A 24,998-nucleotide genomic window follows, 5' to 3' on the forward strand; every position below is an offset into this window, starting at 1 on the left:
TTTCCAGCACAAAAGGGAACGCAGCAGAGGCAAGAAGCGTAATCGCCGCCTGCGCAAGCACACTCATGACGGCCCGCCGAGCCGCGGCGGCCGTGGCGCCAGCATGTCCTCGGCCGAGATCGTGCGCGCCTCCGAAGGCAGCATGATCGGGATACCGTCGCGCACCGGATAGGCGAGCTTCGCCACGCGCGAGACCAGCTCGCTGCGCTCGGGGTCCCAGGTCAGCGGCCCCTTGGTCAGCGGGCAGGCCAGCAACTCCAGCAGCTTCGGGTCGACCTCGGCCTTCCGCCCGTCACGTCCGTCAGCCATGAACCCATTCCCGTACCGGCAACCTATTGCAGGCTTGACCCAAATTCATCATCCTCGCGCGCCAGCGTTATTTCGGTGATGGCGATCAGCGTCTCGGCGCGCGTCTTCAGGTCCGGCGCTTCCAGCAGCGCCTGTTTCTCGGCCGGTCCATAGGGCGCCATCATCGACAGCGCGTTGACCAGCATGCCGTTTTCGGCGCGGCTGACGCTTTCCCAGTCGGCCTCGAGGTCGTTGGCCTGCAGATAGGCGCGAAACGCCTTGAGCAGCGCCGGCCGGTCGACCTCGGCGCCGGCCGGGTCTTCATCGAGGTCGGCCAAGAACGGCCTGATCTTGCACTGCCGGAACGGCGCCTTTGCCGCGAGCTCCTGCACGATGCGAAACCGGCATACGCCCTGCAGCGAGATCAGGTAGCGCCCGTCGCCGGTCTCGGCGAGCGAAATGATGCGCCCGGCGCAACCGACGCTGCACAGCTCGGGCTCGCCGTCATCGCGCAATGCGCCGTCAAGGCTGGGCTGGACCATGCCGATCAGCCGCGAGCCGGCCATCGCCAGGTCGATCATCTGCAGGTAACGCGGCTCGAAGACGTTGAGCGGCATGCGGCCGCCCGGCAGAAGCAGCGCCCCGGCAAGCGGGAACACCGGGATTGCCGGCGGCAGATCCTTGGCAAGCCGATAGAGTGCGTTACCGACGCGCACCGCGACCCTCCCAAAGCAACGGCGGCAAGAGCATCAAGCTGCAATCTCCTCTCGCACCGGCAAACTCGCCTCTATCGGCGTCCGGCCCCGCCCTTATCTGGCGCTGACGTCCCGCTGCGCAAGCCTACCGGCCACGACAGCCGGCAAAAAATTCACGGCAATTCCGCGAAAAGTGCCTGGCGGTCAGGTTCGGCGACGTCGCCGTAGCCTCCCGTCCGGAATTGCGCAAAACCAAACTTAAAGCGGTTCGGCGATTCTGTGAAACGCCGAACCGTTCTAGGAAAACAGCAGCGACGAGAGCTTGCGGCGTGCCGCGAGCGTCGCCTCGTCGGTCATTCCCCAGGCCTCGAACAGTTTCAACAGCTGCGCCCTGGCGCCGTCGTCGTTCCAAGTCCGGTCGGCCTTGACGATCGCCAGCAGGTTGTCGGCGGCCGCGTTGCGCTCGCCGCGCGCGTTCTGGATCATCGCCAGGTCGAAGCGCGCCTGATGGTCGGCCGGGTCGGCGGCGAGCCGGCGCTCGAACTCGGCCGGATTGCCGAGCGCGGCCGCTTCCGCGGCAAGCGTCATCTTGGCGCGCAGCGCCGCCAGCGCCGGCGCGTCCTTCTTGTCCTCGGGCGCCCGCGCCAGAACGGCTTCGGCGCCTTCCGCATCCCCGGCATCGAACAGGATCTCGCCCAGGCCCGCGACCGCCTCGATCGTCTCCGGCGCCTGCTCGAGGATCGCATCGTAGATGTCGGCCGCGGTCTGGACGTCGCCGGCCGTACGCGCCTCCGCCGCCGCGGCAAGTGCGTCCGCGATCTGCGGCGCGCCGCCGCCCTTGCCGCCGACCTTCTGGATGAACTGGGCGATCTGGCTTTCCGGGACCGCGCCCATGAAGCCGTCGACGGGCTGGCCGTCCTTGAAGGCGATGACCGCGGGGATCGACTGGATGCCGAGCTGGCCGGCGATCGAGGGATGGTCGTCGATGTTCATCTTGACCAGCTTGACCTTGCCGCCGGCGTCCTTCACCGCCTTTTCGAGCTGCGGCGTCAGCTGCTTGCAGGGCCCGCACCATGGCGCCCAGAAGTCGACCAGCACCGGCTGGCGGCGCGATTCCTGGATGACGTCGGCGGCGAAGGTGGCGGTCGTGGTGTCCTTGATCAGGTCGACCGCCGCCGGCGCGTCGCCGAGCGAAACCTTGGCGCGGTCGCCGCCGCCATATTGCACCGTCTGGGCGTACTGGCCGCCATTGCCGCCGAACGCGCCGCTATACGGATTGTCGTCACTCATATTCTCGCCCTTTCGGTCGCGCTCTCGGCGTCGGCGCCCGGCGCGTCATTGTCGTATTTCAAAAACCGCCTTCCATGTGGCGATCAGCCCCCGAGTTTCAAGGTAACGGGACTTTCAAGGTCATGAGACTTTCAGGATAACAGGATCGTGGCCGGTTGCCTCGACGAATCTGATCAGGTCGGCGGCGGCGATCGAGGTCGTCGCCTCATTGGTCAGCGGGTGGCCGTTGATGACGTCGTGGCTCATCAACGCCTGGTCGAGCACGATCTTGACCTTCCCTTCCGTGTCGTTGATCAGGCCGAAAACGGTGACCGCGCCGGGGCTGACGCCGAGCAGCTCCATCAGCATTTCCGGCCTGCCGAAGGACACCCGGCTCGCGGCGCCGATCAGGTGGTGGATCTGTTTCAGGTCGACCACGGCGTCCTCGCCGACGGTGACGAGGAAATAATTGTCCTTCTTGTCCTTGAGGAACAGGTTCTTGGTGTGGCCACCGGGAATCTCGCCGCGCAGGCCTTGCGAATCGGCGACCGTGAACAGCGGCGGGTGCCGCACCGTCGTGACGGCAATGCCGAGATCGGCAAGAAAGGCGTTGAGCTCGGCTTCGGTCTTCGGCATCGGTCCTCGCGCGGTCGAACAGGGCTCATGCCGTTTACGGCCAACGGTGCCCTCGGGGCAAGGCTGCCGCAGCGATTCCAGGCAAGGCGAACGGCGGTTTTGCCCGGGACTCGCGACCGGCCCGGTTTTGGCCCCGCTTCGATGCTTTCGAAGCAAACTTCGCCGCGGGAGGAATTCGCTCCAAAAAGACCGTCATTTCCCTGTTGCAATCGCCGCGCTCTTCGGCCATATAGGCGCGGCTTGCGGCCCAAGGCCGCGCGAGCGGGTGTAGCTCAGGGGTAGAGCACAACCTTGCCAAGGTTGGGGTCGAGCGTTCGAATCGCTTCACCCGCTCCAATTTCCTCAAGGAAGTTAAGCGCTATGAAAAAGGGCCGGATCGATCCGGCCCTTTTCATTTTTGCCGCTGACATACGCTGTTTTTCACTCATGCCTGCCGCTTGGCGGAGCCTTTCGCGGATCATTTCGCGATTGCCCCTCGCACCGGAGGTAGGTTAACAACGGCAAGACAGGCCTCGGCGGGGCGCTTGTCGCGTAACGCAGGCACGCTTGCCGCAGTATCTGGCCTGAACAGGCTCCATACCCATGACCTTCCCTCTCTCATCAACGGTTGCTCGGTGCGCCGCGATTGTCGATCCGGTCACCACGTGGGCGTGCGCTGAGCAGGTGCCGCGTGTACCAGCCTGATTGCTCACAGGCCGATTTGGAGGCCCGCAACGGACTGGCGGAGGCGCTCTCGCCTCTATTGCAGGGTTTTGTTCGGGCTCCCTCCGGATCCGGGCCTGCCGAAGCGATTCATGGCTTGTTCGCATGTTTCAAGCGCCGTTTCGCCGAGCCGGCGGCGCACTGGGCGCAGAACAACCTTGCGGCGCACCGGACCACGGTCGAGACCATTTTCTATCCTTTCGGCGGCCCGGACCTGCTGTTCCCCCTTCACCTTTTCCCGCACGCTCGAGAATATATACTGGTTGGCGCCGAACCATGCGGCCCCTGGCCGCTCGCGGAAAGACCGGACGACTTCGCGTTGGCCGGCGTTGCGGACATCTTGCGGCACTATCTCGACTGCTCCTATTTCGTCACCAGGGACCTGCGATCGCAGCTGACGAGCGGCAGCATAGGGGGCGTCCTGCCGCTCCTGATCGCGCAGATCGCCCATGCCGGGCTGCCGCTGCACCGGATCGATCCCGTCGACGGCACGGGGATCCATATCCTGTTCGGTGACCGGGCGGCGCCAACCCGCCTCACCTATTTCCAGCAGGACCTTCGCGACGAACACTGGCGGCGGGAGAGTCCGCTCAGCCGTCACCTCGGGGCCACCCGCCGCCTGGCGACCTTTGTGAAGAGCGCGAGCTATCTCCTGCACGAACCGCCCTTCGAGCGGCTTCGCCGTCTTCTGCGGGAGCGGACCGATGTCCTGGTGCAGGATCCAAGCGGCATCCCCTACCGCCTGTTGCGCGACTGGGGTTGGCATATCGAGCTGCATGGACGCTTTGTCGCCGATATTCCGGTGTTCGCGAAGTATGATCAGGCGGAGCTGGCCGCGGCCTATGGCGACAGGGGCGACGGTCCGGTCCTGCCCTTCGGGATCGGCTATCTCAACGACGCCGCAAGGGCCGGCCTTATCGTCGCCGTGCCCCCGTCCCGCTTATAGAGGCCGGCATGCGGCTCCTGATGACCCAACGCGAGCTTGTCGACTTCCACGGGTCGGAGATGGTCACCGTCGAGGTCGCCCGCGAAATGGCCGAGCGCGGCCACGAAATCACGGTTTTCAGTCCTCGCCTCGGCGGTGTCGCCAAACTGCTCTGGCCAAGCGGCGTGCGTGTGGTATCGCGCCTGGACGACGTGCCGTGGACCCCGGACCTGATCCACGCCCACCATCATCTGCCGGCCATGGCGGCCCTGGCGCGCTTCGAAACAACGCCTGCCGTCTACTATTGTCACGGCGCCATACCATGGGTGGAGCAGCCGCCTATGCACCAGCGCATCCACTGCTATGTGATGATGTGCGAATGGATGGTGCGACGCGCCATCGCCGAGTTCGATCTCGATCCCGGGCGTGTTTCCTGCGTGCCGAACTTTGTCAACACGACGCGCTTCTCCGAGGTGCGCGCGCCGCCTCGGGAGATGCGCCGGGCGCTGCTCTTCCAGAGCAGTGGCCTGCCCGCGATCGAGCTTTCGCAACTGGAATCCGGTTGTGCCGCGCTCGGTCTCCAACTCGACAAGATCGGCGCGGCCTATGGCAACAGCCAACCCCGGCCGGAGATGCTGCTGCAGCAATATGATCTCGTCTTCGCAAGCGGCAAATCCGCGCTGGAAGCAATGGCGACCGGTTGCGCGGTGATGACGCTGGCGCCGACCCAGGCCGGTGGACTGGTGACCGTGGAGAACTTCGGCCGCGGCTCCTTCCTGAATTTCGGACCCCGCTACTTCAGCGGCGCGACGCCGATCAACGAGGCATGGCTGCGCCGGGAGCTTGCTCTCTATTCGCCGGAGGACGCGGCCCAGGTGACGGCAAAGGTGCGGCGCGAACGAACCCTCCAGATTGCGGTCGACGGACTGGAAGGCCTTTATCGAAAAGCGCTGGAATCCGGTGTGCCGGAGCCGGCGGTGGGTCCGTTCGCGGCCTATCTCGAACGCCTGGCGAGCGAGGTTGACGCGATGTGGCTGGAGCGGGAAAGCTTGCCGGCGCTGCGCGGGCGCATCGCCTATCTGGAAAGCAAGCTCGCGCGGAGATGGCCGTCTCGTCTCAAGAAAATCATCAAATCCATCTCGCGCAGACGTGGGCATGAATAGGGCAGCGCGTCTTGGCGCCGTGCATGGCCCGAAAAACATCCCCGCCTGAACCGAGCGCCTGTGCGCCTTCCGCCACGGACTTCCCGCAAAAGGGATCAAGCAGATGGATCACGCGATATTTCTCCCGGGCAGGTAGCGTTCGCAATCCTGAAAATATTAGCGACCCATCAGACTTGGGTCGCATGCCGAAGGGACTGTAGAGCCTCTTTTGCCGGGCGCCCGACAACTATATGTTGAGCGAAAGTGCCGGAATTAATCCGGCCGGGCAGTTTCGCGGGGACCATTCCGCAAGTCGTAACGTTGGGGCATAGCTAAACAAAACGGCCATGAGGTTCACAGCCTTACAGGATCCGTGCGGCCAATGGATGGTGTACGATCTGCGGTCCGGTTGCCCGGCGCAGATGCCGGACAGGGTGCTGCTCGGTCTCACGCGCGAGCAAGCGGAGGAATTCGCCAGCCGGGCGAATGAACTCCACTCGACGCCGCGGCCGGCGGAGCTTTCTCGATATTTCAGCCTTTTACCGATATTTCATTGGCCTGCGCCGGAACAATCGGACTCTGATTCAATTTCTATGCGTGTCGTGGGAGCGCGCTGCGGTTCCGGGGCAACACAAGGGCCAAAACAAAGACTTAGGGCGGTCAGCGATTCTGCGGACACCGAGCCCGTTCCTGCTGCGCCGAAACAAGGAGCGCCAATGAGGTTCGCAGCGATGCAGGATCCGTGCGACGACTGGCTCGTGTGTGATCTGGCTTTCGACGTCCCGGCGGAGATGGACGGCCGGCCGCTGATCGGGCTGACGCGCGGCGAAGCCGAGCAGCTTGCCGACCTGGCCAATGCCGGGCTTGGCGGACAGACTGCCAGTTCGCCGGTCCCGTTCGCCAGCGTCGCCTGAAGACCCCGGCCCGCGCATTGGCGATTCAACGCCCGTTCACATCGGATAACGTTTGCGTTCCACCCTCGTTTCAACGCCGGGACGGCTTCTATATGTCTGTTTTGGGCCGAGAAACGCCGGCGGTAAATGACCTGCACCGCGACACGACGCGACAGGACGGCCCGTTTCGGAAAAAGCGGTTTTGCCGCTTCTTCCATCGCAGGGAGATGTCATCATGCATTCTTTCATCCCAAAACTCATTGCGGCCGCCTCGATCTTCGCGGCCATACCGCTTTCCAGCGCCTATGCCGTGCACCGCCACCATAGAGCCGCGGTCGACACGACAACCACGGCGTCAGTGCCGATGGATCCCGAGGCGAGAGCCGCGACGGAGCAGCTGCTTGGCGTCAAGCAAGGTATCCGCGACGCCAGGGAGCTCGGCAAGATCTCCGAGGCCAAGGCCCGCGATCTGATGCAGCAAGCCGACAGCATCCAGCGCGGCGGATCGGCGATCGGACAGATCAACGAGCTGGATCAGCGGCTTCAGGACGCCACCGGCCAGGGAACCTATATGGGCGACGGCTCGGACGGCGGCTACTATCCGAACGGCTGACGAGCCTGCCTTCCTTGCAAGGCGGCTGCCGGTGTGATCGGGCCTTCCCAGGCTTCACACCGGCGCTGCCGTACAATGCCGCTGCAGCGACGGCGCCGGCATCCGCCATACCGGGCTACACTCTTTGGCGGTCTTCGCTTCTCCGCCATGCGCAAACACGTCGCCTGGCACGTCGCCTAATGGTTGTGGGAACTGCTGGAACCCGGCCACGTCATATTGCGATACGCTCTTCGGCAAGCAAGCCTCGACCGGCCCTGCGGCTACGCAAGCCGCGCCCGCGTCGTCCTCGGCGTCGCCAGGAGCAGGCTTGTCTCGCTCCCCGTTATGCCGGGGATCAGCCGGATGCGCCGCAGCACAGCGTCGAAATCGGTGAGCGTGGCGGTGCCGAGCTCGACCACCAGGTCCCAACGGCCGTTTGTGGTGTGGATGGTCGAGACCTCGGCGAGGCCGCCGAGCGCCTTGACGACGCGGTCGGCGGCGTGGCCCTCGATCTCGATCGTCATCACGCCGCGTATCCTCTGGTCGACCGCGTCGGCGCGCAGCACGACCGTGTAGCCGATGATCTCGCCGGATTTTTCCAGCCGTTCCATGCGCGACCTGACCGTGGCGCGTGACACGCCGAGATCGATGGCGAGGTCGGATACGCTGCGCCGCGCATCATGCCTCAGCAACGTCACCAGCTTCTCGTCGAGAGCGTCCATGGCTTCCATTTCGATCAAATCATCTGACCAATATGATAGATTAGTCTTCTCGAAATGCCAATTTTAGCTGTTCAAACCGCCAGCGGGCGATGGTTCACTTGTTCGATCAATCGCAAGGTGAGAAAAATGCGCTGCAGGATCGTCGGCGCGCCGGTGCAGGACGGCGCGGGCAGGATGGGATGCGAAATGGGGCCGAGCGCGCTGCGCACGGCGGGGCTGGTTTCGGTGCTGGCCGAGCTCGGCCACGAGGTCGAGGACTGGGGCGCGGTCGAGAAGGCCGGGGCGCGGCCCGTGGTCCACGGCAACCTGGCGCTGAAGGCGCTGCCGGAGATCTCTGCCTGGACGGCGGTGATCGCCGAGACCGCCTACGCCGCTTCCAGGGATGCCATGCCGATCTTCCTCGGCGGCGACCATTCGATCTCCGCCGGCACCGTGTCCGGCGTGGCGCGCCGCGCTGCCGAGCGCGGCCGGCCGCTCTTCGTGTTGTGGCTCGACGCGCATCCCGATTTCCACACGCTCGACACCACCACCAGCGGCAATCTGCACGGCGTGCCGCTCGCCTATGCCAGCGGCCAGGCGGGTTTCAAGGGTTATTTCCCGGATCTGCCGCAAGCGGTCGACCCGGCCCGCATCTGCGCCATCGGCCTGCGCAGCGTCGATCCGGCCGAGCGCCGCGCGCTCACCGAAGCCGGCGTCACCGTGCATGACATGCGCGCCATCGACGAACACGGCATCGCGCCCCTGCTGCGCGCCTTCCTGGCCCGCGTCGAGAAGGAGAACGGGCTGCTGCATGTCAGCCTCGATGTCGATTTCCTCGACCCTTCGATCGCGCCCGCCGTCGGCACCACGGTGCCCGGCGGCGCCACGTTCCGCGAGGCGCATCTGGTGATGGAGATGCTGTCCGACAGCGGCCTGGTTTCGAGCCTCGACCTGGTCGAATTGAACCCGTTCCTCGACGAGCGCGGCCGTACCGCGACCCTGATGGTCGACCTCACCGCCAGCCTGATGGGCCGCCGCATCATGGACCGCCCGACCCGCAGCCACTCCGGAAGCCTCTGATCATGACCCAGCCTTCGCGCCTTGCCATCGTCCCCTTCGTCAGCGTCGACCGCATGATGAAGCTTGTGCTCGCCATCGGCGTCGAGCGCTTCCTGACCGAGCTCGCCGCCTATATCGAGGAGGATTTCCGCCGCTGGGAGCTGTTCGACAAGACCCCGCGCATCGCCTCGCACAGCCATGACGGCGTCATCGAGCTGATGCCGACCAGCGACGGCAAGATGTACGGCTTCAAATATGTCAACGGCCATCCGAAGAACATGCGCGAGGGCCGCCAGACGGTGACCGCCTTCGGCGTGCTCGCCGATGTCGGTTCCGGCTATCCGATGCTGCTCACCGAAATGACCATCCTGACGGCGCTGCGCACCGCCGCCACCTCGGCCGTCGCGGCCAAATACCTGGCGCCGAAGGGCAGCCAAGCCATGGCCATCATCGGCAACGGCGCCCAGTCGGAGTTCCAGGCCATCGCCTTCAAGGCGCTGCTCGGCATCGATAGGCTGCGGCTCTACGACATCGACCGCCAGGCTTCCGAGAAATGCGCCCGCAACCTCGCCGGCAAGGGTTTCGACATCACCATCTGCGCGACAGGACAGGATGCCGTGGAAGGCGTCGACATCATCACCACGGTAACCGCCGACAAGCAATGCGCCACCATCCTCACCGACAACATGGTCGGCTCCGGCGTCCACATCAACGCCGTCGGCGGCGACTGCCCCGGCAAGACCGAACTGCACCGCGACATTCTGCTGCGCTCCGACATCTTCGTCGAGTTCCCGCCGCAGACCCGCATCGAGGGCGAGATCCAGCAACTCGACGCCGATCATCCGGTGACCGAGCTGTGGCAGGTGATGACCGGGAAGGCTGAGGGCCGCAAATCGGCCAAGCAGATCACGCTGTTCGATTCCGTCGGCTTCGCCACGGAAGATTTTTCCGCGCTGCGCTACGTCCGCGACCAGCTCCAGGCCACCGGCCTCTACGAGGAGCTCGACCTGCTCGCCGACCCCGACGAGCCGCGCGACCTGTTCGGCATGCTGCTCAGGGCCGCCATGCAGCCGGCGGCCTGAAGCCTGTCAGCAAGGCGGTTTCAAACGGCGGGGCAATCGCATAGGGCGCTCCCCCTCTCCGTCTTATGTAGCGCTGGTCGACCCCCACTCCGTCTCGGCTTCGCCGAGCCACCTCTCCCCCGTTCGACGGGGGAGAGGAAAGGCGCCAAGCTTCTTGCCGTCAACGCTCGTCCAGCAACGCTCCCTTCCTTTCCCTCCGGAGGGGGGAAAGGTGGCGCTGCGAAGCAGCGACGGATTGGGGGAACCACATGGCAATCAAGCCTCGGCCTGATCAGTCACGCCAGCCACAGAAGGTGTGCATAGCAGTGGGGGAGAGGTGGATCGGCGAAGCCGAGACGGAGCGGGGGCCAGCGCCAGCGTCGGCGATTGCCAGCACCTACCGCCGCGCCGCGCAGCTTTCCCTTTCCACCAGCACCGGCGCCAGCACCTCGCGGCGCGAGGGCGCGGCCGGATCGCCGAGGCGTTCCAGCAGCAGGCTCACCGCCCGCGTGCCGATCTTTTCGACCGGCTGCGCGATCGTCGTCAGCGGCGGCCAGGTGGTGACGGCATAGGGGATGTCGTCGAAGCCGACCATCGACATGTCGTCGGGAACCCGCAATCCGCGCGAGCGCAGCACGGTCAGCGCGCCCATCGCCATCAAATCGTTGCAGGCAAACAGCGCCGTGATGTCGCGCGCCTGCGCCATCAGCTGCTCCATCGCCAGCCGGCCGCCGGCGAAATGATAGTCGGAATCGACGATCGAGGACGGCGGCAGCTCGAGGCCTGCCTCCTCGAGCGCGCGGACAAAGCCGCGCAAGCGGGCGGGGCTGGAGCTCGAATCGCGCGGCCCGCCGATGACGCCGATCTTCCGGTGCCCGAGCCCGGCCAGGTATTTCCCGGCGAGATAGCCGCCATGGTCGTGGTCGACCAGCACGGAATCGACATTGACCGACTGGATCTCGCGATCGAGCAGCACCGCCGGCACGCTGGGCAGGAGGCGGGCGAACACCCGCGCGTGGTCGGACGAGCCTGCGAAGATCAGCCCGTCGATCTGCTTTGCCATCAGCACCGAAAGATAGCGCTCCTCCTTCTCGGCGTTGCCGTCGGAGTTGCACAGGATCACCGTGTAGCCGGAAACGAAGCCCGCGTCCTCGATCTGCCGCGCGACGCTGGCGAAGAACGGATTGGAATTGTCCGGAAGCAGCAGGCCGATGGTCTTGGTCTCGCCGCGCCGCAGGCTCCGCGCCACCGAGTTCGGGCTGTAGCGCAGCGCAGCGATCGCGGCGCGCACCCGCTCTGCCGTTTCCGGCTCGACATGGCGGGTATGGTTCATCACATGCGAGACGGTAGCGACGGATACCCCCGCGTGGCGCGCGACATCGGCGATCGTCGTCATGGCCCGTTCCCCTCAGCGGATCCTCCGCAACAGCCTCTCCCGGTACGCGTCTAGGATGACCGCGAGCACGATGACAAGGCCGATTACGATGGGTTTGAAATTGTCGCCGACGCCGAGCAGCTGCAATCCGGTGGAGAGCACCTGCAGGATGCAGGCGCCGACCAGCGTGCCGATGATCGAGCCCTTGCCGCCGCTGAGGCTGGTGCCGCCGATGATGACGGCGGCGATCGCGTTGAGCTCGTAGCCGACGCCGGCGATCGGGCTGCCGATGTTGAGGCGCAACAGATAGACCATGGCCGCGATGCCGGCGGTGAGCCCGCTGATGGTGAAGGCGGCGACCTTGTAGAAATCCGGGTTGTGGCCCGACAGCCGCACCGCCTCGTCATTGGTGCCGACGGCGAAGATCATGCGGCCGAAGACGGTGAAGCGCAGCACGAACCAGCCGGCCGCGATCACCAGCACCGCCACCAGGAAGATCGACGGCAGGAAGCCGCCGATGATCAGATTGCCGAAATCGACGAAACTCTGCGGCAGGCCGGTGATGGTGGAATTGTCGCTGACGACGCGGGCAGCGCCCGCCGCCATGTTGAGCATGCCGAGCGTGACGATGAAGGACGGGATCTTCCAGCGCGTCGATATCCAGCCATTGAGGAAGCCGCACACCGCGCCCGTCGCCATGCAGGCGAGCAGCGCCAGCGTGATGGCGACGGCCGGCGACAGGTTCTCGTCGATCATCACGGTGGCGCCGACGACCGTGCACAGCGCCAGCACCGAGCCGACAGAAAGATCGATGCCGCCGGTCAGGATGACGAAGGTCATGCCGGCCGCCAGCACCGTGTTGATGGCGATCTGCACGAAGATCTTCAGCGCGTTGCCGGAGGTGGCGAAATAAGGCGCGGTCGCCGAGAAGAACAGCGTGATCAGCACCAGCGCCAGCAACACGCCTGCATCGCGCACCAGGAAGCGCAGGAACTTCGCCCTTGCGGGAGAAACCGGCGCCGCCACGGCTATCTCGGACGTCTCGCTCATGGTCGCACATACTCCTGATAGGCGAGCGACAGGATACGCTCCTGGTCGAATTCGGACCGCGGCACCTCGCCGACGATCCTGTTCCTGGAAAAGACGATGATGCGGTGGCACATGCCCATCAGCTCGGGCAGGTCGGACGACACCATGATGATGCCCTTCTGCTGCGCCGCCAGCATCCAGAGCAGTTGGTAGATCTCGCGCCGCGCGCCGATGTCGACGCCCCGCGTCGGCTCGTCGAGGATCAGCGTCGAGGTGCCGCGGAACAGCCACTTGGCCAGAACCACCTTCTGCTGGTTGCCGCCGGAAAGGTTGCGCACCGCCTGCTCGATCGAGCTCGCCTTGACGCGCAGCTGGCCGACCAAATCGTTTGCCGCCGCGCTCTCCGCCCGGCGGTTGAGCAGCCCGTTGCGCGAGACCTTGCCGAGATCGGTGATGGTGATGTTCTTGTCGACGGCCATGTCGAGCAGCAGGCCCTGGCCCTTGCGGTCCTCGGTGAGCAGGCTCAAGCCGTGCCGCACCGCGTCCTTGGGCGCGGCGATCGCCACCGGCTTGCCGTCGATCTCGACGACGCCGTCGAGCTTGGGATCGGCGCCGAACAAGGCGCGCATGGCTTCGGTGCGGCCGCTGCCGACCAGGCCGGCGACGCCGAGGATCTCGCCATGGCGCACGGCGAAGGAAATGTCCGGCGTCGCGGCGTCGCGCTTCAGATTGGCGACGCTGAGCGCGACCTTGCCCGGCACGATCGAGGCGTCGAAACCATATTCGTCAGCGATGTCGCGGCCGATCATCATGCGCACCAGGTCGGGCACGGTGAGGCCCTCGAGATCGCGGGTCGCGACCAGCCTGCCATTGCGCAACACCGTCACCCGGTTGCCGATCTCGAACACTTCGTGCAGCCGGTGCGAGATGTAGATGATGGTGACGCCCTTGGCCTTGAGCCGCTTGATGATGGAAAACAGCCGTTCGATCTCGGGCGGCGTCAGCGTCGCCGTCGGCTCGTCGAGCACCAAGAGCTTCGAGTCGTAGCTAAGCGCCTTGGCGATCTCGACCAGTTGCATCTGCGCGACGCCCAAGGCTTCAACGCGCGTGCGCGGATCGACGTCGAGGCCGACTTCCTTGAGCAGCGCCACGGCGCGGCTGTTGAGCGTCTTGCGGTCGACGATGCCGAAGCGGCGGCGCGGCAGGTTTTCCAGCATCAGATTCTCGGCGATGCTGAGATAGGGCAGAAGGTTCAGTTCCTGGTGCACGATGCGGATGCCGCTCTGCTGCGCGTCATGCGGCGTCTTCGGCTGGTAGGGCTGGCCGTTGAAGGCGATCCTGCCCGAGTCCGGCTGGTAGATGCCGGCCAGGAGCTTGATCAGCGTCGACTTGCCGGCGCCGTTCTCGCCCAGGATGATATGGGTTTCGCCGCGCGCGATCGACAGCGACACGTCGCTCAGCGCGACGGCGCCGGGAAAGATTTTTCCGACCCCTTCAAGGGAAAGAATCACGTCGTTCATGCGGCAATCCTGAACAGCGCTCTTCTATCGCAACGGCGGTACGAGCGCGCGGTCATCGCCGCCGGCAGGTTGCCGGCGACGATGACGAGGCAAGCACGTGCCGGAAGGGAGCGCCGGCGGCGGCTCGCCTCAGGCGGTGATCAGCTTGATGTCGGTCTTGACCCAGCCGGAGAATTTCTCGCCGGCAAGCTCGCGCAGGCCGTAGTCGATGCCCATGGCGGCCATCTGCGCGCCATACTGCTCGACGGTGGCGAGCATCTTGCCGTCCTTCAGCAGCGGGCCGACGGCCGGGATGTTGTCGAAGCCGACGACCTTGATCTGACCGGACTTGCCGGCCGCGTCGATCGCCTTGACGACGCCGAGCGCCATCGAGTCGTTGGCCGCCATCACGCCCTGGATGTCGGGATGCTGGGTGAGGAAGTTGGTCATCAGCGTGTTGGCCTCCTCGGTTTCCCAATGCGCGGTCTTGGAATCGAGCAGGTCGAGGCCGTTTTCCTTCACCGCGTCGTCGAAGCCGAGCTTGCGTTCCTTGGCGTTGTCGGCCTCGGGATTGCCTTCGAGGATGACGACCTTGCCGCCCTTGCCCAGCGCCTTGCCGAGCGCGTCGCCGGCGAGCTTGGCGCCGGCGCGGTTGTCCGGCCCGAAAAAGGCGAGGTCGATGCCGGCCTTCTTCTTGGCCTCGGTGTCGAGCGAGACGTCGATGTTGATCACCTTGATGCCGGCCTTCAGCGCCTTCGCGATCGGCGTGACCATGGCCTTCGAATCGGCCGGCGCCACGACGATGATGTTGTAGTTCTGGGTGATGAAGTTCTCGATCGCGTCGACCTGGGCGGCGAAGTCGCGCTCGTCCTTCATGCCGACGGCGGCGAAATCGAACTTGTCCTTGTTCTTCGCCGCGTAGTCCTCCGCGCCGGCCTGCATCTGCTTGAAGAACTCGTTGGCGAGCGACTTCATGACCAGGCCGACCTTCGGCTTGTCGGCAGCAAGAGCCGGGCCGAGCGGCAGTGCGAGCGCGCCTGCAGCCAAGGCGCTGGTCTTCAGGAATTGGCGGCGCGAGAACGGGCCAAACCCGTGCGTGTCCGAAATCTTGCTCATTAGTCTCCTCCACTTGATTGAGCCGTAATCGGTTACGTAACCGATTACGCTACAAAGTAGATCGCTATTTTATCAGATGTCAACGTCGAGGGTAAGGACGGGAGGAGCCCGGGCGCCGAAGCTGCCGATCTCCCCACTTGCGGGGAAGATATCCGGCAGGACAGAGGGGGTGGGAAGGAACGCGGCCTATAGCTTCAAGAGCGGCGCCACTAGCGAGCGACGCGGCGCAGACCTGGGATCCGGGCCGCGTCCTATGAGCGTAGCGTGGTGCAGAATTCCGAAAGCTGCATTCGTCTGACAGAGCTAAAGAAACCGAATGCTGAGATGCCGGCGGGACAGAACCCCCTCTGGCCTGCCGGCCATCTCCCCCGCAAGATTACGCCATTTGCGGTTTTCGCGACCTCACCGCCAGCCCAGGGCCGGCGCGACGTGCTTCAGGATCGACTCGATGACATGGGCGTTGTAGTCGACGCCGAGTTGGTTGGGCACGGTGAGCAGCAGCGTGTCGGCCTCGGCGATCGCCTCGTCCTCCTTGAGCTGCTCGACCAGCTTGTCCGGCTCGTCGGCATAGGTGCGGCCGAACACGGCGCGCTTCTCGGGCTCGATATAGCCGAAATGGTCCTCGCCCTCGCTGCCGCCGAAATAGGCGCGGTCCATGTCGTTGACGAGGGCAAAAATGCTGCGGCTGACCGAGACGCGCGGCTCCCTGGCATGGCCTGCCTCCTTCCAGGCAGCGCGATAGGCTCTTATCTGCTTGGCCTGCTGGACATGCAGCGGCTCGCCGCTCTCGTCGAATTTCAGCGTCGAGCTTTGCAGGTTCATGCCGAGCTTGGCCGCCCACACCGCGGTGGCGTCGGTGGCCGCGCCCCACCAGATGCGGTCGCGCAAGCCCGCCGAGAAGGGCTCCAGCCTAAGCAGGCCAGGCGGGTTGGGGAACATCGGGCGCGGATTGGGCTGGGCAAAGCCTTCGCCGCGCAACAGGTCGAGGAAGATCTCCGAATGCCGGCGCGCCATGTCGGCGTCGCTCTTGCCCTCTTCCGGCACATAGCCGAAATGGCGCCAGCCATCGATCACCTGCTCGGGCGAGCCGCGGCTGATGCCCAACTGCAGACGTCCGCCGGCGATGAGGTCTGCAGCACCCGCATCCTCGGCCATGTAGAGCGGGTTCTCATAGCGCATGTCGATGACGGCGGTGCCGAGTTCGATACGCTTGGTTTTGGCGCCCGCCGCGGCAAGCAACGGAAACGGCGAGGCGAGCTGGCGGGCAAAATGGTGGACGCGATAATAGGCGCCGTCGGCGCCGAGCTCCTCGGCCGCCACCGCGAGGTCGATCGACTGCAAAAGCGCGTCGGCGCCCGAGCGCGTGCCCGATTGCGGCGAGGGTGACCAATGCCCGAACGACAGAAATCCGATCTTCTTCATGGTTCCATTCCTGCTGGAGCGATCCATCGGCCGCTCGAACTCCTTGTTGCTCCAGCAGATAGCCAGGGCAGCGCCGGGATACAACGGACACCGAACGGATACAGACCGTCAATGAGTAAGGCTCGGCGCGCCGATCGGTCCTGTGATCCACGGCCGGCGTTGTCACACGGATGTAATGAACATTTCGGAATGTCATCGCCGTAGCGAATGCTACGATCCTTCCTGACGAATGGCCGACAATCATGACATCCGACGATCCCGCCGACCGGCAACGCGCTTTCGACGATCGCGTCGAGGCGGCGCTGGAAGCCCTGTCGCCGGCCGAGCAGCGCATGGCGCGCTTTTTCGTCAGCCAGAAGCGGGCGGTGCTTCTGGGATCGGCGGCCGAGATCGCCGCCCTTGCCGGCGCCAGCGACGCAACCGTGGTGCGCACCGCCCGCTCGCTCGGCTTCGACAGCCTGTCGGCGCTGCGCCAGATGCTGCTCGCGGACCTGACCGGAACGGCCTCGCCCGGCAGGCGGCTGGCCCGCACCTTGCAGGAGACGGGCGGCGACAGCGCCGCGGCGTTGCGCCATGTCGTCGGCCTCCATGAAAGCGCGCTCGAGGCGCTGAAGCTGCCCGAGATGGAAGCGGCCTTCGCCAGCGCCGTCGATATCCTTTCGCGCGCCCGGCGCCGCCACATCTTCGGCATCGGCCCGTCCGGCGCCATGGCCGAATACGCGGCGCTGCAATTCAACAGGATCGGCCTGCCGAGCAGCGCGCTTTCGGTGTCGGGCGTCGCGCTTGCCGACCGCCTGCTATGGCTGGAAAGCGGCGACGCCGTGCTGATGATGGCCTACGCGCCGCTTTACCGCGAGGTCGAGATCGTCCTCGACCAGGCCGGCCTGCATGAGGTGCCGGTGGTGCTGGTCAGCGACAATCTCGGGCCGCTCGTCGCAGACAGGATAGCGGCGATGCTGCCGGTCCCGCGCGGCAAGGCGGATCACCTCGCCACCCATGGCGGCACCATGGTGCTCATCGAAGCAATGATCATCGCCCTGGCGGCGAAGGCCGGCGAGACCGCATTCGACAGCCTGGACCGGTTGAGCGGCCTGCGCGGCGCAATCGACAAGGCATGGATAAAACGAGGAACGCGCAAGAAGTAATCGCCATCGACATAAAAGTGTCAGCAACAATAATATAACATAAAATCGGCATTACTTTGCCTTTTCCGAACAACAGGAGAGCGAAATGACTGTAAAGGCAACGCTTGGACTTGCGTTGAGTTTGACGGCCCTATCCATCGCCGCGCCGGCTTGCGCCGCCGATCTGGTGCTCTATGACGCGCTCGACTTTGCCGGCCCGGTCGCCAAGGCCTTCCAGGCCAAGACCGGGCTGACCGTCGACGTCGTCGAACCCGGCAGCACCGGCGAGACGCTGGGCAAGATCGCCGCCGAAGGCAGCAACCCGCAATTCGACATCGTCTGGCTCGACGGTTCCGCCGTGATGGAGCGCATGGCGGCCGACCACGTGCTGCAGCCCGTGCCGGCCGAAGCCTATGACAAGATCGCCTGGACCGATCTCGGCAAGTCGCTGATCCCGCAGAGCCGTGCTTTCCTGCCGACCGGCACCAGCACCACCGCGATCGAGGTCAACACCAAGAAGGTCAAGGCCGACAAGATGCCGAAATCCTGGGCTGACCTCGAGGGCTTCGCCGGCAGCGTCGCCGCCAAGGACCCGAACCTTTCCGGTCCGGCCTATCAATGGCTTGCCGGCCTGTTCCAGACCAACGGCGTCGACGCCGGCAAGGAGCTGCTCGCCAAGACGCTGACCAACAAGTCGCTCTCGGGGCTCTCCAGCGGCGGCAAGGTCAACAAGGCCGTGCTCACCGGCGACGCCTCCGTCGGCATCAACCAGGACAGCGCCATCTTCTCCAAGATCGCCGCCGGCGAGCCGGTCATCGCCGTCTATCCGAGCGAGGGTTCGGTGTCGCTGCCGCAGGGCCTCGGCATCAGCGCCAAGACGCAGCACATGGATGCCGCGAAGAAGTTCATCGACTTCGTCACCAGCGCCGATGGCCAGGCCGCGATGCAGAACGGCGACGACACCGACTTCTTCTACATTCCGATCGTCAAGGGCGTGAACCCCAAGCCCGGCCGCGAGACCAGCATCGCCTATACCCATCTCGACGACGCGACCGCCTCGGCGCACGAGACGGAGTGGAAGCAGTGGTACAAGGAAAAGTTCGTCCAGTGACCGCGCTCGCCAGGCAATGACGATGGTGCAGAAATTCGATGTCGCCGCCGGCGGCATCGGTTCGAGCGGGTGGGCGCGCAGGCGCTTGCCCGCGCTGGCGCGCCTTGGCGGGCCGCTGGCGGTCTATGCGGTCTTCGCCCTGCTGATCGGCCTGCCGCTTGCGCTCGTGCTGCTGCAGGCCGTCATGCCCGGACTGTTCGCGGTCGATGGCGCGCAGGCTCTCGTCAGCGCCGAACCGCTCGCGCGCATCCTTTCCTCACCCTATGTCGCCGGCTCGATCCTGCATTCGCTGGAGCTCGGCCTGCTTGCGGCCCTGACCACGACGATCCTCGGTGGCGCCTTCGCCGTGCTGGTGCAGCGTTGCGAGATTCCGCTGCGCGGCCCGGTTTCCCTGGTGCCCTGGCTTGTGTTCCTGACGCCGTCCTACCTGAAGGCGCTGGCCTGGGTGCTGCTGATGTCCTCGGGCGGCTACCTGGCACAGCTCGGCCTGTTGCCGCCGTGGCTCGGTGCTTCCTTCTTCGGGCTGGGCGGCCTGGTCTTCGTGCACACGCTGAGCCTCTTCCCCCTCGCGGCATTCATCATCGGCGGCGCGCTGGCGGGACTGGGCGGCGAGATGGAGGACGCGGCGCGCCTGTCGGGCGCCGGACCGGTGCGGATCTGGCTGCGCGTCAACGGCCCGTTGCTGGCGCCGGCAATCGTGCTCAGCTTCATCGCCAGCTTCGCCGAAGTGCTCTCCGATTTCGGCCTGGCCTCCACGATTGCCAGGATGTCGAGCTTCGGCGTGCTGACCTATGGCATCTATGCCGCGGCAAGCGACTACCCCGTCGACTTCCCCGCCGCCGGCGCGCAGGCCCTGGTGCTGCTGGCGCTGGTGCTGCTCGTCGTCATGGCCGACAGGCTGCTGCGCCGCCGCGCCGATCCCCGGCTGATTTCCGGACGGGCCAGGCCGGCCCGGCGCTATCGGCTCGGTGCCTGGCGCTGGCTAGTTCTGGCGATGGCGCTGCTGGTCGCATTCCTGGCGCTGATCCTGCCGCTTGGTGCGATCGCGGCAAGGTCGCTGACCAGCACGCTTGGCCATGGTCTCGAGCCCGGCAACTTTACCTTGGCCAACCTCGACGCCGCGCTCAGCCTCGACACACCAGCCAATGACGGGCTGATGCGCAGCCTCTTCTATGCCGGCCTGACCGCGATCATCGCCAGCGCGCTGGCCTTGCTGCTCGCGGCCCAGCTCGACCGGTCGAGCCCGGTCATACGCACCGCGGTGCTTGGCCTGTCGCTCGGCGCGGTCGCGATCCCGGGCATCGTGCTCGGCTTCGGCTACATCCTGGTCTGGAACCGGTTGCCCGGCTTCCGCGACTGGCCGTTTCCGCATTATGGCGACGGCTCGTTGCTCGTCATGGGTTATGTCGCCGCGGCTCTGCCCTATTGCCTGGTGGTCATCCTCTCGGCCATCGGCCAATTGGCGCCGAGCCTGACCGACGCCGCGCGGCTCTCCGGCATCGGAGCCGTTCGGCGTCTCATATCGGTGACTTTGCCGTTGATCCTGCTCAGCGTCGTCACAGCCTTTCTGCTCACCTTCATCCGCACCGTCTTCGAATTGCCGATGTCGCAGATGCTCATTCCGCAAAGCGGTCCGCCGGCGCCGACCCTGATCCTGAAACTGTTCAGCCATGATCGCGACGGACTGGCCTGCGCCATCGCGCTGGCCGCCATGACCGCTGCCGGCGGTGCGGCGGCGTTGATCTGGTATCCGCTCAAGCGCTTCATTGCCTTCGGCCGACCGCAAGGCATTCCGGCCAAGTCGAGAGAGCCGTCATGACCGCCTCGCTCCGCTGCGCCGGCATCTCGAAGTCGCTCGGCGGCCGCGCCGTGCTCAGCAACCTCGACCTTGCCATCAAGGCCGGCGAGGTCGTCTCGTTGCTTGGCCCGAGCGGTTCCGGCAAGACTACGCTGTTGCGCAGCATTGCCGGGCTGATCGACCCCGACAGCGGCATGATCGCGCTCGGCGACCGTGTCGTCTGGAGCGAACGATCCGTCCTGCCGGCGGAAAAGCGGCGAATCGGCATGGTGTTCCAGGACTACGCGCTGTGGCCGCATATGACAGTGGCCGGCAACCTGTCTTTCGGCTTGCGCGCGCAGCGCCTCGCCGAACCGGAGATCGCCGCCCGCGTCGGCCATGCGCTGGAGGTCGCGCGGCTCGCACCCTATCGAGACCGCTACCCCTCGGAGCTGTCGGGCGGGCAGCAGCAGCGTGTCGCCATCGCCCGCTGCCTCGCGGCGCGGCCGGCGCTGATGCTGTTCGACGAGCCGCTCAGCAATCTCGACGCGGCACTGCGCGAGGACATGCGCATCGAGATGATGGAGCTGGTGCGGCGCGAAGCTGCCACCGTCATCTATGTGACGCACGACCAGGCCGAAGCCATGGCCGTTTCGGATCGCATCGCTGTGATGCGCGACGGCCGCATCGCCCAGTTCGACACGCCGTTCGCGATCTACGAGGCACCGGCCGATTCCTTCGTCGCCGGTTTCATCGGCGGCTTTTCGGTGGTGCCCGGCACCGTGCGCGACGGGCTGTTCAGTGTGCGGGGCGCCGCCGCCGACAGCCTGCGCACGCCCGGGGCGAAATCAGGCGATGGCATGCTTGTGGTCCGGCCGGAAGACGCGCGGCCGGCCGAGGCGCATCCCGGCAACCGGCTGCAGGGCAAGGTGCTGTCGAGCGCCTTCCAGGGCCGCTGCTGGCGGCTGGCGGTGGAGCTTGGTCCGCAGCGTGTCCGCCTCGATTGGCCCGAGGCACCCCCGGTCGGCTCGTTCCTGGCATTCTCGCTGCCGCCCGAGCGCTGTATCGTTCTCGCCAACTGATGATTCCGGACTATAGGATGCCTGCATGCATGGCCTGACACCCATACTTTCCACCGTGACGGCCTCTTTCCTGGCCTCCTTCGTCGAGGTGGTCGAAGCCTTCACGATCGTGCTCGCCGTCGGCGTGACGCGCAGCTGGCGCCCGGCGCTGACCGGCGCGGCGCTGGCGCTTGCCGTGCTGGCGGCGCTGGTGCTGGCGTTCGGACCGCTGCTGGCGCTCGTTCCCATCACCGTCCTGCAATTCGTGGTCGGCGTGCTTTTGATCCTGTTCGGCATGCGCTGGCTGAGGAAAGCGATCCTGCGCAGCGTCGGCGTCATCGCGCTGCATGACGAGCAGCAGGCCTTTTCCAAGGAGACGGCGGCGCTGCAGCGGCAGGCCGATGACCGCCGCGCCGACTATCTTGCGGCCGTCGCGTCGTTCAAGGCGGTGCTGCTCGAAGGCGTCGAGGTGGTGTTCATCGTCATCGCCGTCGGCGCCGCGCATGGCCAGACGCTCTATGCCGGCCTCGGCGCGCTGGCCGCCTTCGTGCTGGTGATGCTGATCGGCCTCGCCGTGCACCGGCCTTTGGCGCGCGTGCCGGAAAACGCACTGAAATTCGTCGTCGGGCTGATGCTGACCAGCTTCGGCGTGTTCTGGACCGGCGAAGGCCTCGGTGCCGAATGGCCGGGCGCCGACCTCGCTCTGCTCGCCATCTTCGCCATCATTGCCGCCGCATCCTTCGCCATCGTGCGCTGGCTGCGCGGCGCCTATCCGACGCCGGTCGAAGGAGTCGCCCGATGATCATGATCCGTCTTGTCTTCAAGGAGCTCGTCGGCATGTTCGTCGACGACGGCAGCCTGGCGCTGCTGGCGCTGATCCTCATTGCACTGATCGCCGCCGCGGTGAAGTTCCTGGGACTGCCGCCGCTCGCCGGCGGCTGGCTGCTTCTCGCCGGCTGCCTGGCAATTCTTCTGCAGAGCACGCGCCGCGCCGCGCGCGACAAGGGGCGCTGATCGCGTAACGCTGGAGATTGGCGGAAGCTTCCCAGCTTCGTCATTCCAGGGCGGAGCAGCCGCGAAGCGGCGTCGCGGAGACCCTGGAATCCATGCCGTGCCCTCAGCCGTGGAATGCAGCGAGGCAGAATTCTGCACCGTTGTGACGCTTCAAAGTAATGGCATGGATCCTACGGTCTGCGCGCGTCGCTTCGCTCCTTGCTCCGCCATAGGATGACGATCGCGATGGGCGCTTCAGTCAATCTCCAAGCATGCCGCCTGCCAAGGCAAAGCATAGCCGCCGGCCAAATCCGCGCCGGAGACCTAATAGACCGTAAAAAGCGTCGGCAGATCGCCGCTGAGGCGGAAATACTCCACCGCCTCGATGACCGGAAACAGTGCCAGGAAATAGAGCCCGTCGCGGAATGTGTTCCTCAGCGCGCGCGTCGAAAACAGCCATTGCGCCTCGTCGCGGTAAAGCAGCGGATTCGGCCAGAAGCGCGGCGTGCGGTCGGCATAAGCCGCGTAAGCCGCACCGAACTTGCCGGCGAGGTATTCGGCCTCCTTGCGCGCGGTGAAGCGGAAGACCAGGAAGCTCGCCAGGCCAAGCATCGCGGCGGCCAGCAGCGAGCCGAACATCAGGCCGATGCCGGCAGCGCCGACGGTCGAGAAGAAATAGAGCGGGTTGCGGGTCATCGAGAACGGACCGGACATGATCAGCTCGTCATTCTTCCTGCCGCCGACGAAGAGGATGCTCCACAGCCGGCCAAGGAAACAGATCAGCACCATCGCGAACCCGATCGTCTCGACGATTTCGTGCCCGCCCGACCCTTCGGCCAGCGCCGGCTTGCTGAACAGGAGCAGGATGACGGCAAGCACGGCGGCCACCTGCACGACGATCAGGCGCTTGTGCTGGTCGAACGCCTTCGGCGCCGATCTGAGGGATGCGTAGGCCATTCTTTCTCACCGCTGCGGCGTCGACAGGGGCGCCAAGGCTTCTCTAACCCTTCCGCCGCGCGATGACGAGGCCCGGCGGAGGTTTTCGGCCGACCTTACGAATTTGTAAGCGCCCAGACAGGCTGCGGTGAATTCGCCCGTCTAGCCTGACGATCGCCGCACGGAATTTTGAGGCGGCGTGAACAGGCGCCGAATATCGGCCTTCAGCATCAGGATAGAGTCATGAACAAATTTGCCCTTGCTTTCGCCTTTGCCGCTGCCGCGATCGCCGCTCCGCTGGCCTCGGCCGTTGCCGCCCCGACGCCTTGCGAGACGGCGCTGAAGGACCTGCGCGCCGCCGAAGCCAAGGCGAAGCCCAACGATGCCGACAAGAACAAGGTTTCCGAACTGGAGACGAAGGGCATCGAGCGTTGCAACGCCGACGACGACAAGCGCGCCGACGACTTCTTCGCCCAGGCCATGAAGATTCTTGGCAAGTAAGCGCCGGAGGAACCGGAGATGGATATCGCCATGACCGTAGCAAGCCATGCACACGAGTCCGAATTGAACCGCGTCCCGGATGTCACCATCGATTTCTGGCTGATCAAGATCATGGCGGTGACCATGGGCGAGACGGCGGCCGACTATCTCGCCGTCAATCTCGGCCTCGGCCTTACAGTCACGTCCTTGATCATGGGCGGCATCCTCGTCGTCGCGCTCGTCCTTCAGTTCGCGCGGAAGCGCTACGTGCCGTGGGCCTACTGGCTGGCGGTGGTGCTGATCAGCGTCGTCGGTACCTTGGTCACCGACAACCTCGTCGACAATTTCGGCGTGCGGCTGGAGACGACGACGATCGTCTTCTCGGCCGCCCTCGCACTGACTTTCGCGGCCTGGTACGCCAGCGAAAGGACGCTCTCGATCCACACCATCTTCACCACCAGGCGCGAGATCTTCTACTGGCTGGCGATCCTCTTCACCTTCTCGCTCGGCACGGCCGCCGGCGATCTGGTCGCTGAGCGTTTCGGCATGGGTTATCTCGCCACCGGCCTCATCTTCGGCGGTGTCATCGCGGCGATCGCGCTCGCCTGGTTCTTCCTCGGCCTGAACTCTATCCTCGCCTTCTGGCTCGCCTATATCCTGACCCGGCCGTTCGGCGCCTCCTTCGGCGACCTGCTGTCGCAACCGGTCGAATATGGCGGCATGGGCTTCGGCACCACCACCACCAGCCTGACCTTCCTCGGCTGCATCGTGGTCATCGTTCTCTATATGACGCTGAGGAACCTGATCGACGAAGACGAACAGGCCCTGCTCGACTAAAACGCTTCTCGCAAAAATGTGTTGCGGCCTTCGCTCCGGCAGCGCGTAAAAACAGATGGTTAGAGCAATTCCAGCAACGGGTGACGCGGGATTTCCGTCAGGAACCGCGTCAAGCGAAGAAATAGAGACCGGCCAAGAAAAAGCCGCAGCCGGCGCTACCATGCCGGTGAGGTTGAGGCGGCAAGGACAGCACGGGGCGATGCGACTTCTGCTTGTTGAAGACGATCCGAGAACCGCCGACTACGTCGTCAGGGGACTGACCGAGGCCGGCCATG

General features: G+C 65.4%; 25 protein-coding genes and 1 tRNA gene. 15 read left to right on the forward strand and 11 right to left on the reverse strand.

Annotated features, from left to right (window positions below):
• Positions 1-63: 63 nt before the first annotated feature.
• The 4 genes from FJW10_RS27965 to FJW10_RS27980 all read right to left on the reverse strand — a co-directional run bounded on the left by FJW10_RS27965 (position 64) and on the right by FJW10_RS27980 (position 2,888).
• Positions 64-309: a Trm112 family protein gene (locus FJW10_RS27965; RefSeq protein ID WP_140783197.1), complete on the reverse strand. Its 246-nt coding sequence runs from the start codon at positions 307-309 to the stop codon at positions 64-66.
• Positions 310-332: 23 nt separating this feature from the next.
• Positions 333-1,004: an LON peptidase substrate-binding domain-containing protein gene (locus FJW10_RS27970; protein WP_140659057.1), complete on the reverse strand. Its 672-nt coding sequence runs from the start codon at positions 1,002-1,004 to the stop codon at positions 333-335.
• Positions 1,005-1,280: 276 nt separating this feature from the next.
• Entirely contained in the window at positions 1,281-2,273 is a 993-nt protein-coding gene (gene trxA / locus FJW10_RS27975) for a thioredoxin (protein WP_140836053.1), read from the reverse strand.
• Positions 2,274-2,393: 120 nt separating this feature from the next.
• The gene (locus tag FJW10_RS27980) at positions 2,394-2,888 is read right to left on the reverse strand and encodes a prolyl-tRNA synthetase associated domain-containing protein (RefSeq protein WP_140836054.1); all 495 of its coding nucleotides are present in this window, start codon (positions 2,886-2,888) and stop codon (positions 2,394-2,396) included.
• Positions 2,889-3,149: 261 nt separating this feature from the next.
• On the opposite strand from FJW10_RS27980, the gene FJW10_RS27985 reads away from it, so the two are divergent.
• The 5 genes from FJW10_RS27985 (at position 3,150) to FJW10_RS28005 (ending at position 7,163) form a co-directional block, all read left to right on the forward strand.
• A tRNA-Gly gene (locus FJW10_RS27985) sits at positions 3,150-3,224 on the forward strand.
• Positions 3,225-3,558: 334 nt separating this feature from the next.
• Positions 3,559-4,536: a hypothetical protein gene (locus FJW10_RS27990; protein ID WP_140902470.1), complete on the forward strand. Its 978-nt coding sequence runs from the start codon at positions 3,559-3,561 to the stop codon at positions 4,534-4,536.
• Between the two features lie 59 nt (positions 4,537-4,595).
• Entirely contained in the window at positions 4,596-5,678 is a 1,083-nt protein-coding gene (locus tag FJW10_RS27995; protein WP_281405144.1) for a glycosyltransferase family 4 protein, read from the forward strand.
• 695 nt (positions 5,679-6,373) lie between these two features.
• Positions 6,374-6,571, forward strand: a complete 198-nt coding sequence (locus tag FJW10_RS28000; RefSeq protein ID WP_140902472.1) for a hypothetical protein — start codon at positions 6,374-6,376, stop codon at positions 6,569-6,571.
• Positions 6,572-6,785: 214 nt separating this feature from the next.
• Positions 6,786-7,163, forward strand: a complete 378-nt coding sequence (locus FJW10_RS28005) for a hypothetical protein (protein ID WP_140902473.1) — start codon at positions 6,786-6,788, stop codon at positions 7,161-7,163.
• A gap of 260 nt (positions 7,164-7,423) precedes the next feature.
• Here FJW10_RS28005 and FJW10_RS28010 read toward each other — a convergent pair whose 3' ends face one another.
• Positions 7,424-7,864 carry an Lrp/AsnC family transcriptional regulator gene (locus tag FJW10_RS28010; protein ID WP_140902474.1) on the reverse strand — a complete coding sequence of 147 codons (441 nt, stop codon included), beginning with the start codon at positions 7,862-7,864 and terminating at the stop codon, positions 7,424-7,426.
• A 126-nt stretch (positions 7,865-7,990) separates the two neighbouring features.
• Between FJW10_RS28010 and rocF the strand changes: the two genes are divergently transcribed.
• Both rocF and FJW10_RS28020 read left to right on the forward strand, forming a co-directional pair.
• On the forward strand, positions 7,991-8,923 hold the full coding sequence (gene rocF / locus FJW10_RS28015; RefSeq protein ID WP_140902475.1) for an arginase: 933 nt from the start codon (positions 7,991-7,993) through the stop codon (positions 8,921-8,923).
• A gap of 2 nt (positions 8,924-8,925) precedes the next feature.
• The gene (locus FJW10_RS28020) at positions 8,926-9,984 is read left to right on the forward strand and encodes an ornithine cyclodeaminase (protein WP_140902476.1); all 1,059 of its coding nucleotides are present in this window, start codon (positions 8,926-8,928) and stop codon (positions 9,982-9,984) included.
• Positions 9,985-10,360: 376 nt separating this feature from the next.
• Here FJW10_RS28020 and FJW10_RS28025 read toward each other — a convergent pair whose 3' ends face one another.
• The 5 genes from FJW10_RS28025 to FJW10_RS28045 form a co-directional block, all read right to left on the reverse strand.
• Positions 10,361-11,359 carry a substrate-binding domain-containing protein gene (locus FJW10_RS28025; RefSeq protein WP_140902477.1) on the reverse strand — a complete coding sequence of 333 codons (999 nt, stop codon included), beginning with the start codon at positions 11,357-11,359 and terminating at the stop codon, positions 10,361-10,363.
• Between the two features lie 12 nt (positions 11,360-11,371).
• Positions 11,372-12,388, reverse strand: a complete 1,017-nt coding sequence (locus FJW10_RS28030) for an ABC transporter permease (RefSeq protein WP_140659065.1) — start codon at positions 12,386-12,388, stop codon at positions 11,372-11,374.
• Positions 12,385-13,887, reverse strand: a complete 1,503-nt coding sequence (locus FJW10_RS28035) for a sugar ABC transporter ATP-binding protein (protein ID WP_140902478.1) — start codon at positions 13,885-13,887, stop codon at positions 12,385-12,387. Before FJW10_RS28035 ends, FJW10_RS28030 begins: the two co-directional genes overlap by 4 nt.
• A 129-nt stretch (positions 13,888-14,016) precedes the next feature.
• On the reverse strand, positions 14,017-14,982 hold the full coding sequence (locus FJW10_RS28040) for a sugar ABC transporter substrate-binding protein (RefSeq protein WP_140707329.1): 966 nt from the start codon (positions 14,980-14,982) through the stop codon (positions 14,017-14,019).
• A gap of 402 nt (positions 14,983-15,384) precedes the next feature.
• Complete coding sequence (locus FJW10_RS28045; RefSeq protein ID WP_140902479.1) at positions 15,385-16,404, reverse strand: LLM class flavin-dependent oxidoreductase; 1,020 nt, start codon at positions 16,402-16,404, stop codon at positions 15,385-15,387.
• Positions 16,405-16,646: 242 nt separating this feature from the next.
• Between FJW10_RS28045 and FJW10_RS28050 the strand changes: the two genes are divergently transcribed.
• The 6 genes from FJW10_RS28050 to FJW10_RS28075 all read left to right on the forward strand — a co-directional run bounded on the left by FJW10_RS28050 (position 16,647) and on the right by FJW10_RS28075 (position 22,491).
• A complete protein-coding gene (locus FJW10_RS28050) occupies positions 16,647-17,549 on the forward strand; it encodes a MurR/RpiR family transcriptional regulator (RefSeq protein ID WP_140902480.1) in 903 nt (300 codons plus the stop codon).
• Positions 17,550-17,634: 85 nt separating this feature from the next.
• Positions 17,635-18,639 (forward strand): extracellular solute-binding protein, encoded by a 1,005-nt coding sequence (locus tag FJW10_RS28055; RefSeq protein WP_140902481.1) that lies wholly within the window; start codon positions 17,635-17,637, stop codon positions 18,637-18,639.
• 22 nt (positions 18,640-18,661) lie between these two features.
• A complete protein-coding gene (locus tag FJW10_RS28060) occupies positions 18,662-20,458 on the forward strand; it encodes an ABC transporter permease subunit (RefSeq protein ID WP_181177688.1) in 1,797 nt (598 codons plus the stop codon).
• Positions 20,455-21,498 (forward strand): ABC transporter ATP-binding protein, encoded by a 1,044-nt coding sequence (locus FJW10_RS28065; RefSeq protein WP_181177689.1) that lies wholly within the window; start codon positions 20,455-20,457, stop codon positions 21,496-21,498. The genes FJW10_RS28060 and FJW10_RS28065 overlap by 4 nt, the downstream gene beginning before the upstream one ends.
• Positions 21,499-21,523: 25 nt before the next feature.
• The gene (locus tag FJW10_RS28070; protein ID WP_140902483.1) at positions 21,524-22,279 is read left to right on the forward strand and encodes a COG4280 domain-containing protein; all 756 of its coding nucleotides are present in this window, start codon (positions 21,524-21,526) and stop codon (positions 22,277-22,279) included.
• On the forward strand, positions 22,276-22,491 hold the full coding sequence (locus FJW10_RS28075) for a hypothetical protein (protein WP_140902484.1): 216 nt from the start codon (positions 22,276-22,278) through the stop codon (positions 22,489-22,491). Before FJW10_RS28070 ends, FJW10_RS28075 begins: the two co-directional genes overlap by 4 nt.
• Positions 22,492-22,794: 303 nt before the next feature.
• Here the strand turns inward: FJW10_RS28075 and FJW10_RS28080 are convergent, their stop codons facing one another.
• Positions 22,795-23,427, reverse strand: coding sequence for an isoprenylcysteine carboxylmethyltransferase family protein (locus FJW10_RS28080; protein WP_140902485.1), 633 nt, complete (start codon positions 23,425-23,427; stop codon positions 22,795-22,797).
• 222 nt (positions 23,428-23,649) lie between these two features.
• On the opposite strand from FJW10_RS28080, the gene FJW10_RS28085 reads away from it, so the two are divergent.
• Positions 23,650-23,907, forward strand: a complete 258-nt coding sequence (locus FJW10_RS28085; RefSeq protein WP_140902486.1) for a hypothetical protein — start codon at positions 23,650-23,652, stop codon at positions 23,905-23,907.
• A 30-nt stretch (positions 23,908-23,937) separates the two neighbouring features.
• On the forward strand, positions 23,938-24,723 hold the full coding sequence (locus FJW10_RS28090) for a hypothetical protein (RefSeq protein ID WP_140902487.1): 786 nt from the start codon (positions 23,938-23,940) through the stop codon (positions 24,721-24,723).
• Positions 24,724-24,998: the final 275 nt, after the last annotated feature.

The sequence above is a fragment of the Mesorhizobium sp. B4-1-1 genome, assembly GCF_006439375.1.
Classification (GTDB): Bacteria; Pseudomonadota; Alphaproteobacteria; order Rhizobiales; family Rhizobiaceae; genus Mesorhizobium.

Excerpts from the sequence above, each read along its gene's own strand:
- FJW10_RS27965 (WP_140783197.1), bottom strand. The coding sequence starts at position 309 with ATGGCTGACGGACGTGACGGGCGGAAGGCCGAGGTCGACCCGAAGCTG.
- trxA (WP_140836053.1), bottom strand. The coding sequence starts at position 2,273 with ATGAGTGACGACAATCCGTATAGCGGCGCGTTCGGCGGCAATGGCGGC.
- FJW10_RS27980 (WP_140836054.1), bottom strand. The coding sequence starts at position 2,888 with ATGCCGAAGACCGAAGCCGAGCTCAACGCCTTTCTTGCCGATCTCGGC.
- FJW10_RS27995 (WP_281405144.1), top strand. The coding sequence starts at position 4,596 with ATGGTCACCGTCGAGGTCGCCCGCGAAATGGCCGAGCGCGGCCACGAA.
- FJW10_RS28000 (WP_140902472.1), top strand. The coding sequence starts at position 6,374 with ATGAGGTTCGCAGCGATGCAGGATCCGTGCGACGACTGGCTCGTGTGT.
- FJW10_RS28005 (WP_140902473.1), top strand. The coding sequence starts at position 6,786 with ATGCATTCTTTCATCCCAAAACTCATTGCGGCCGCCTCGATCTTCGCG.
- FJW10_RS28010 (WP_140902474.1), bottom strand. The coding sequence starts at position 7,864 with ATGGACGCTCTCGACGAGAAGCTGGTGACGTTGCTGAGGCATGATGCG.
- rocF (WP_140902475.1), top strand. The coding sequence starts at position 7,991 with ATGCGCTGCAGGATCGTCGGCGCGCCGGTGCAGGACGGCGCGGGCAGG.
- FJW10_RS28020 (WP_140902476.1), top strand. The coding sequence starts at position 8,926 with ATGACCCAGCCTTCGCGCCTTGCCATCGTCCCCTTCGTCAGCGTCGAC.
- FJW10_RS28025 (WP_140902477.1), bottom strand. The coding sequence starts at position 11,359 with ATGACGACGATCGCCGATGTCGCGCGCCACGCGGGGGTATCCGTCGCT.
- FJW10_RS28030 (WP_140659065.1), bottom strand. The coding sequence starts at position 12,388 with ATGAGCGAGACGTCCGAGATAGCCGTGGCGGCGCCGGTTTCTCCCGCA.
- FJW10_RS28035 (WP_140902478.1), bottom strand. The coding sequence starts at position 13,887 with ATGAACGACGTGATTCTTTCCCTTGAAGGGGTCGGAAAAATCTTTCCC.
- FJW10_RS28040 (WP_140707329.1), bottom strand. The coding sequence starts at position 14,982 with ATGAGCAAGATTTCGGACACGCACGGGTTTGGCCCGTTCTCGCGCCGC.
- FJW10_RS28045 (WP_140902479.1), bottom strand. The coding sequence starts at position 16,404 with ATGAAGAAGATCGGATTTCTGTCGTTCGGGCATTGGTCACCCTCGCCG.
- FJW10_RS28050 (WP_140902480.1), top strand. The coding sequence starts at position 16,647 with ATGACATCCGACGATCCCGCCGACCGGCAACGCGCTTTCGACGATCGC.
- FJW10_RS28055 (WP_140902481.1), top strand. The coding sequence starts at position 17,635 with ATGACTGTAAAGGCAACGCTTGGACTTGCGTTGAGTTTGACGGCCCTA.
- FJW10_RS28060 (WP_181177688.1), top strand. The coding sequence starts at position 18,662 with ATGGTGCAGAAATTCGATGTCGCCGCCGGCGGCATCGGTTCGAGCGGG.
- FJW10_RS28065 (WP_181177689.1), top strand. The coding sequence starts at position 20,455 with ATGACCGCCTCGCTCCGCTGCGCCGGCATCTCGAAGTCGCTCGGCGGC.
- FJW10_RS28070 (WP_140902483.1), top strand. The coding sequence starts at position 21,524 with ATGCATGGCCTGACACCCATACTTTCCACCGTGACGGCCTCTTTCCTG.
- FJW10_RS28075 (WP_140902484.1), top strand. The coding sequence starts at position 22,276 with ATGATCATGATCCGTCTTGTCTTCAAGGAGCTCGTCGGCATGTTCGTC.
- FJW10_RS28080 (WP_140902485.1), bottom strand. The coding sequence starts at position 23,427 with ATGGCCTACGCATCCCTCAGATCGGCGCCGAAGGCGTTCGACCAGCAC.
- FJW10_RS28085 (WP_140902486.1), top strand. The coding sequence starts at position 23,650 with ATGAACAAATTTGCCCTTGCTTTCGCCTTTGCCGCTGCCGCGATCGCC.
- FJW10_RS28090 (WP_140902487.1), top strand. The coding sequence starts at position 23,938 with ATGACCGTAGCAAGCCATGCACACGAGTCCGAATTGAACCGCGTCCCG.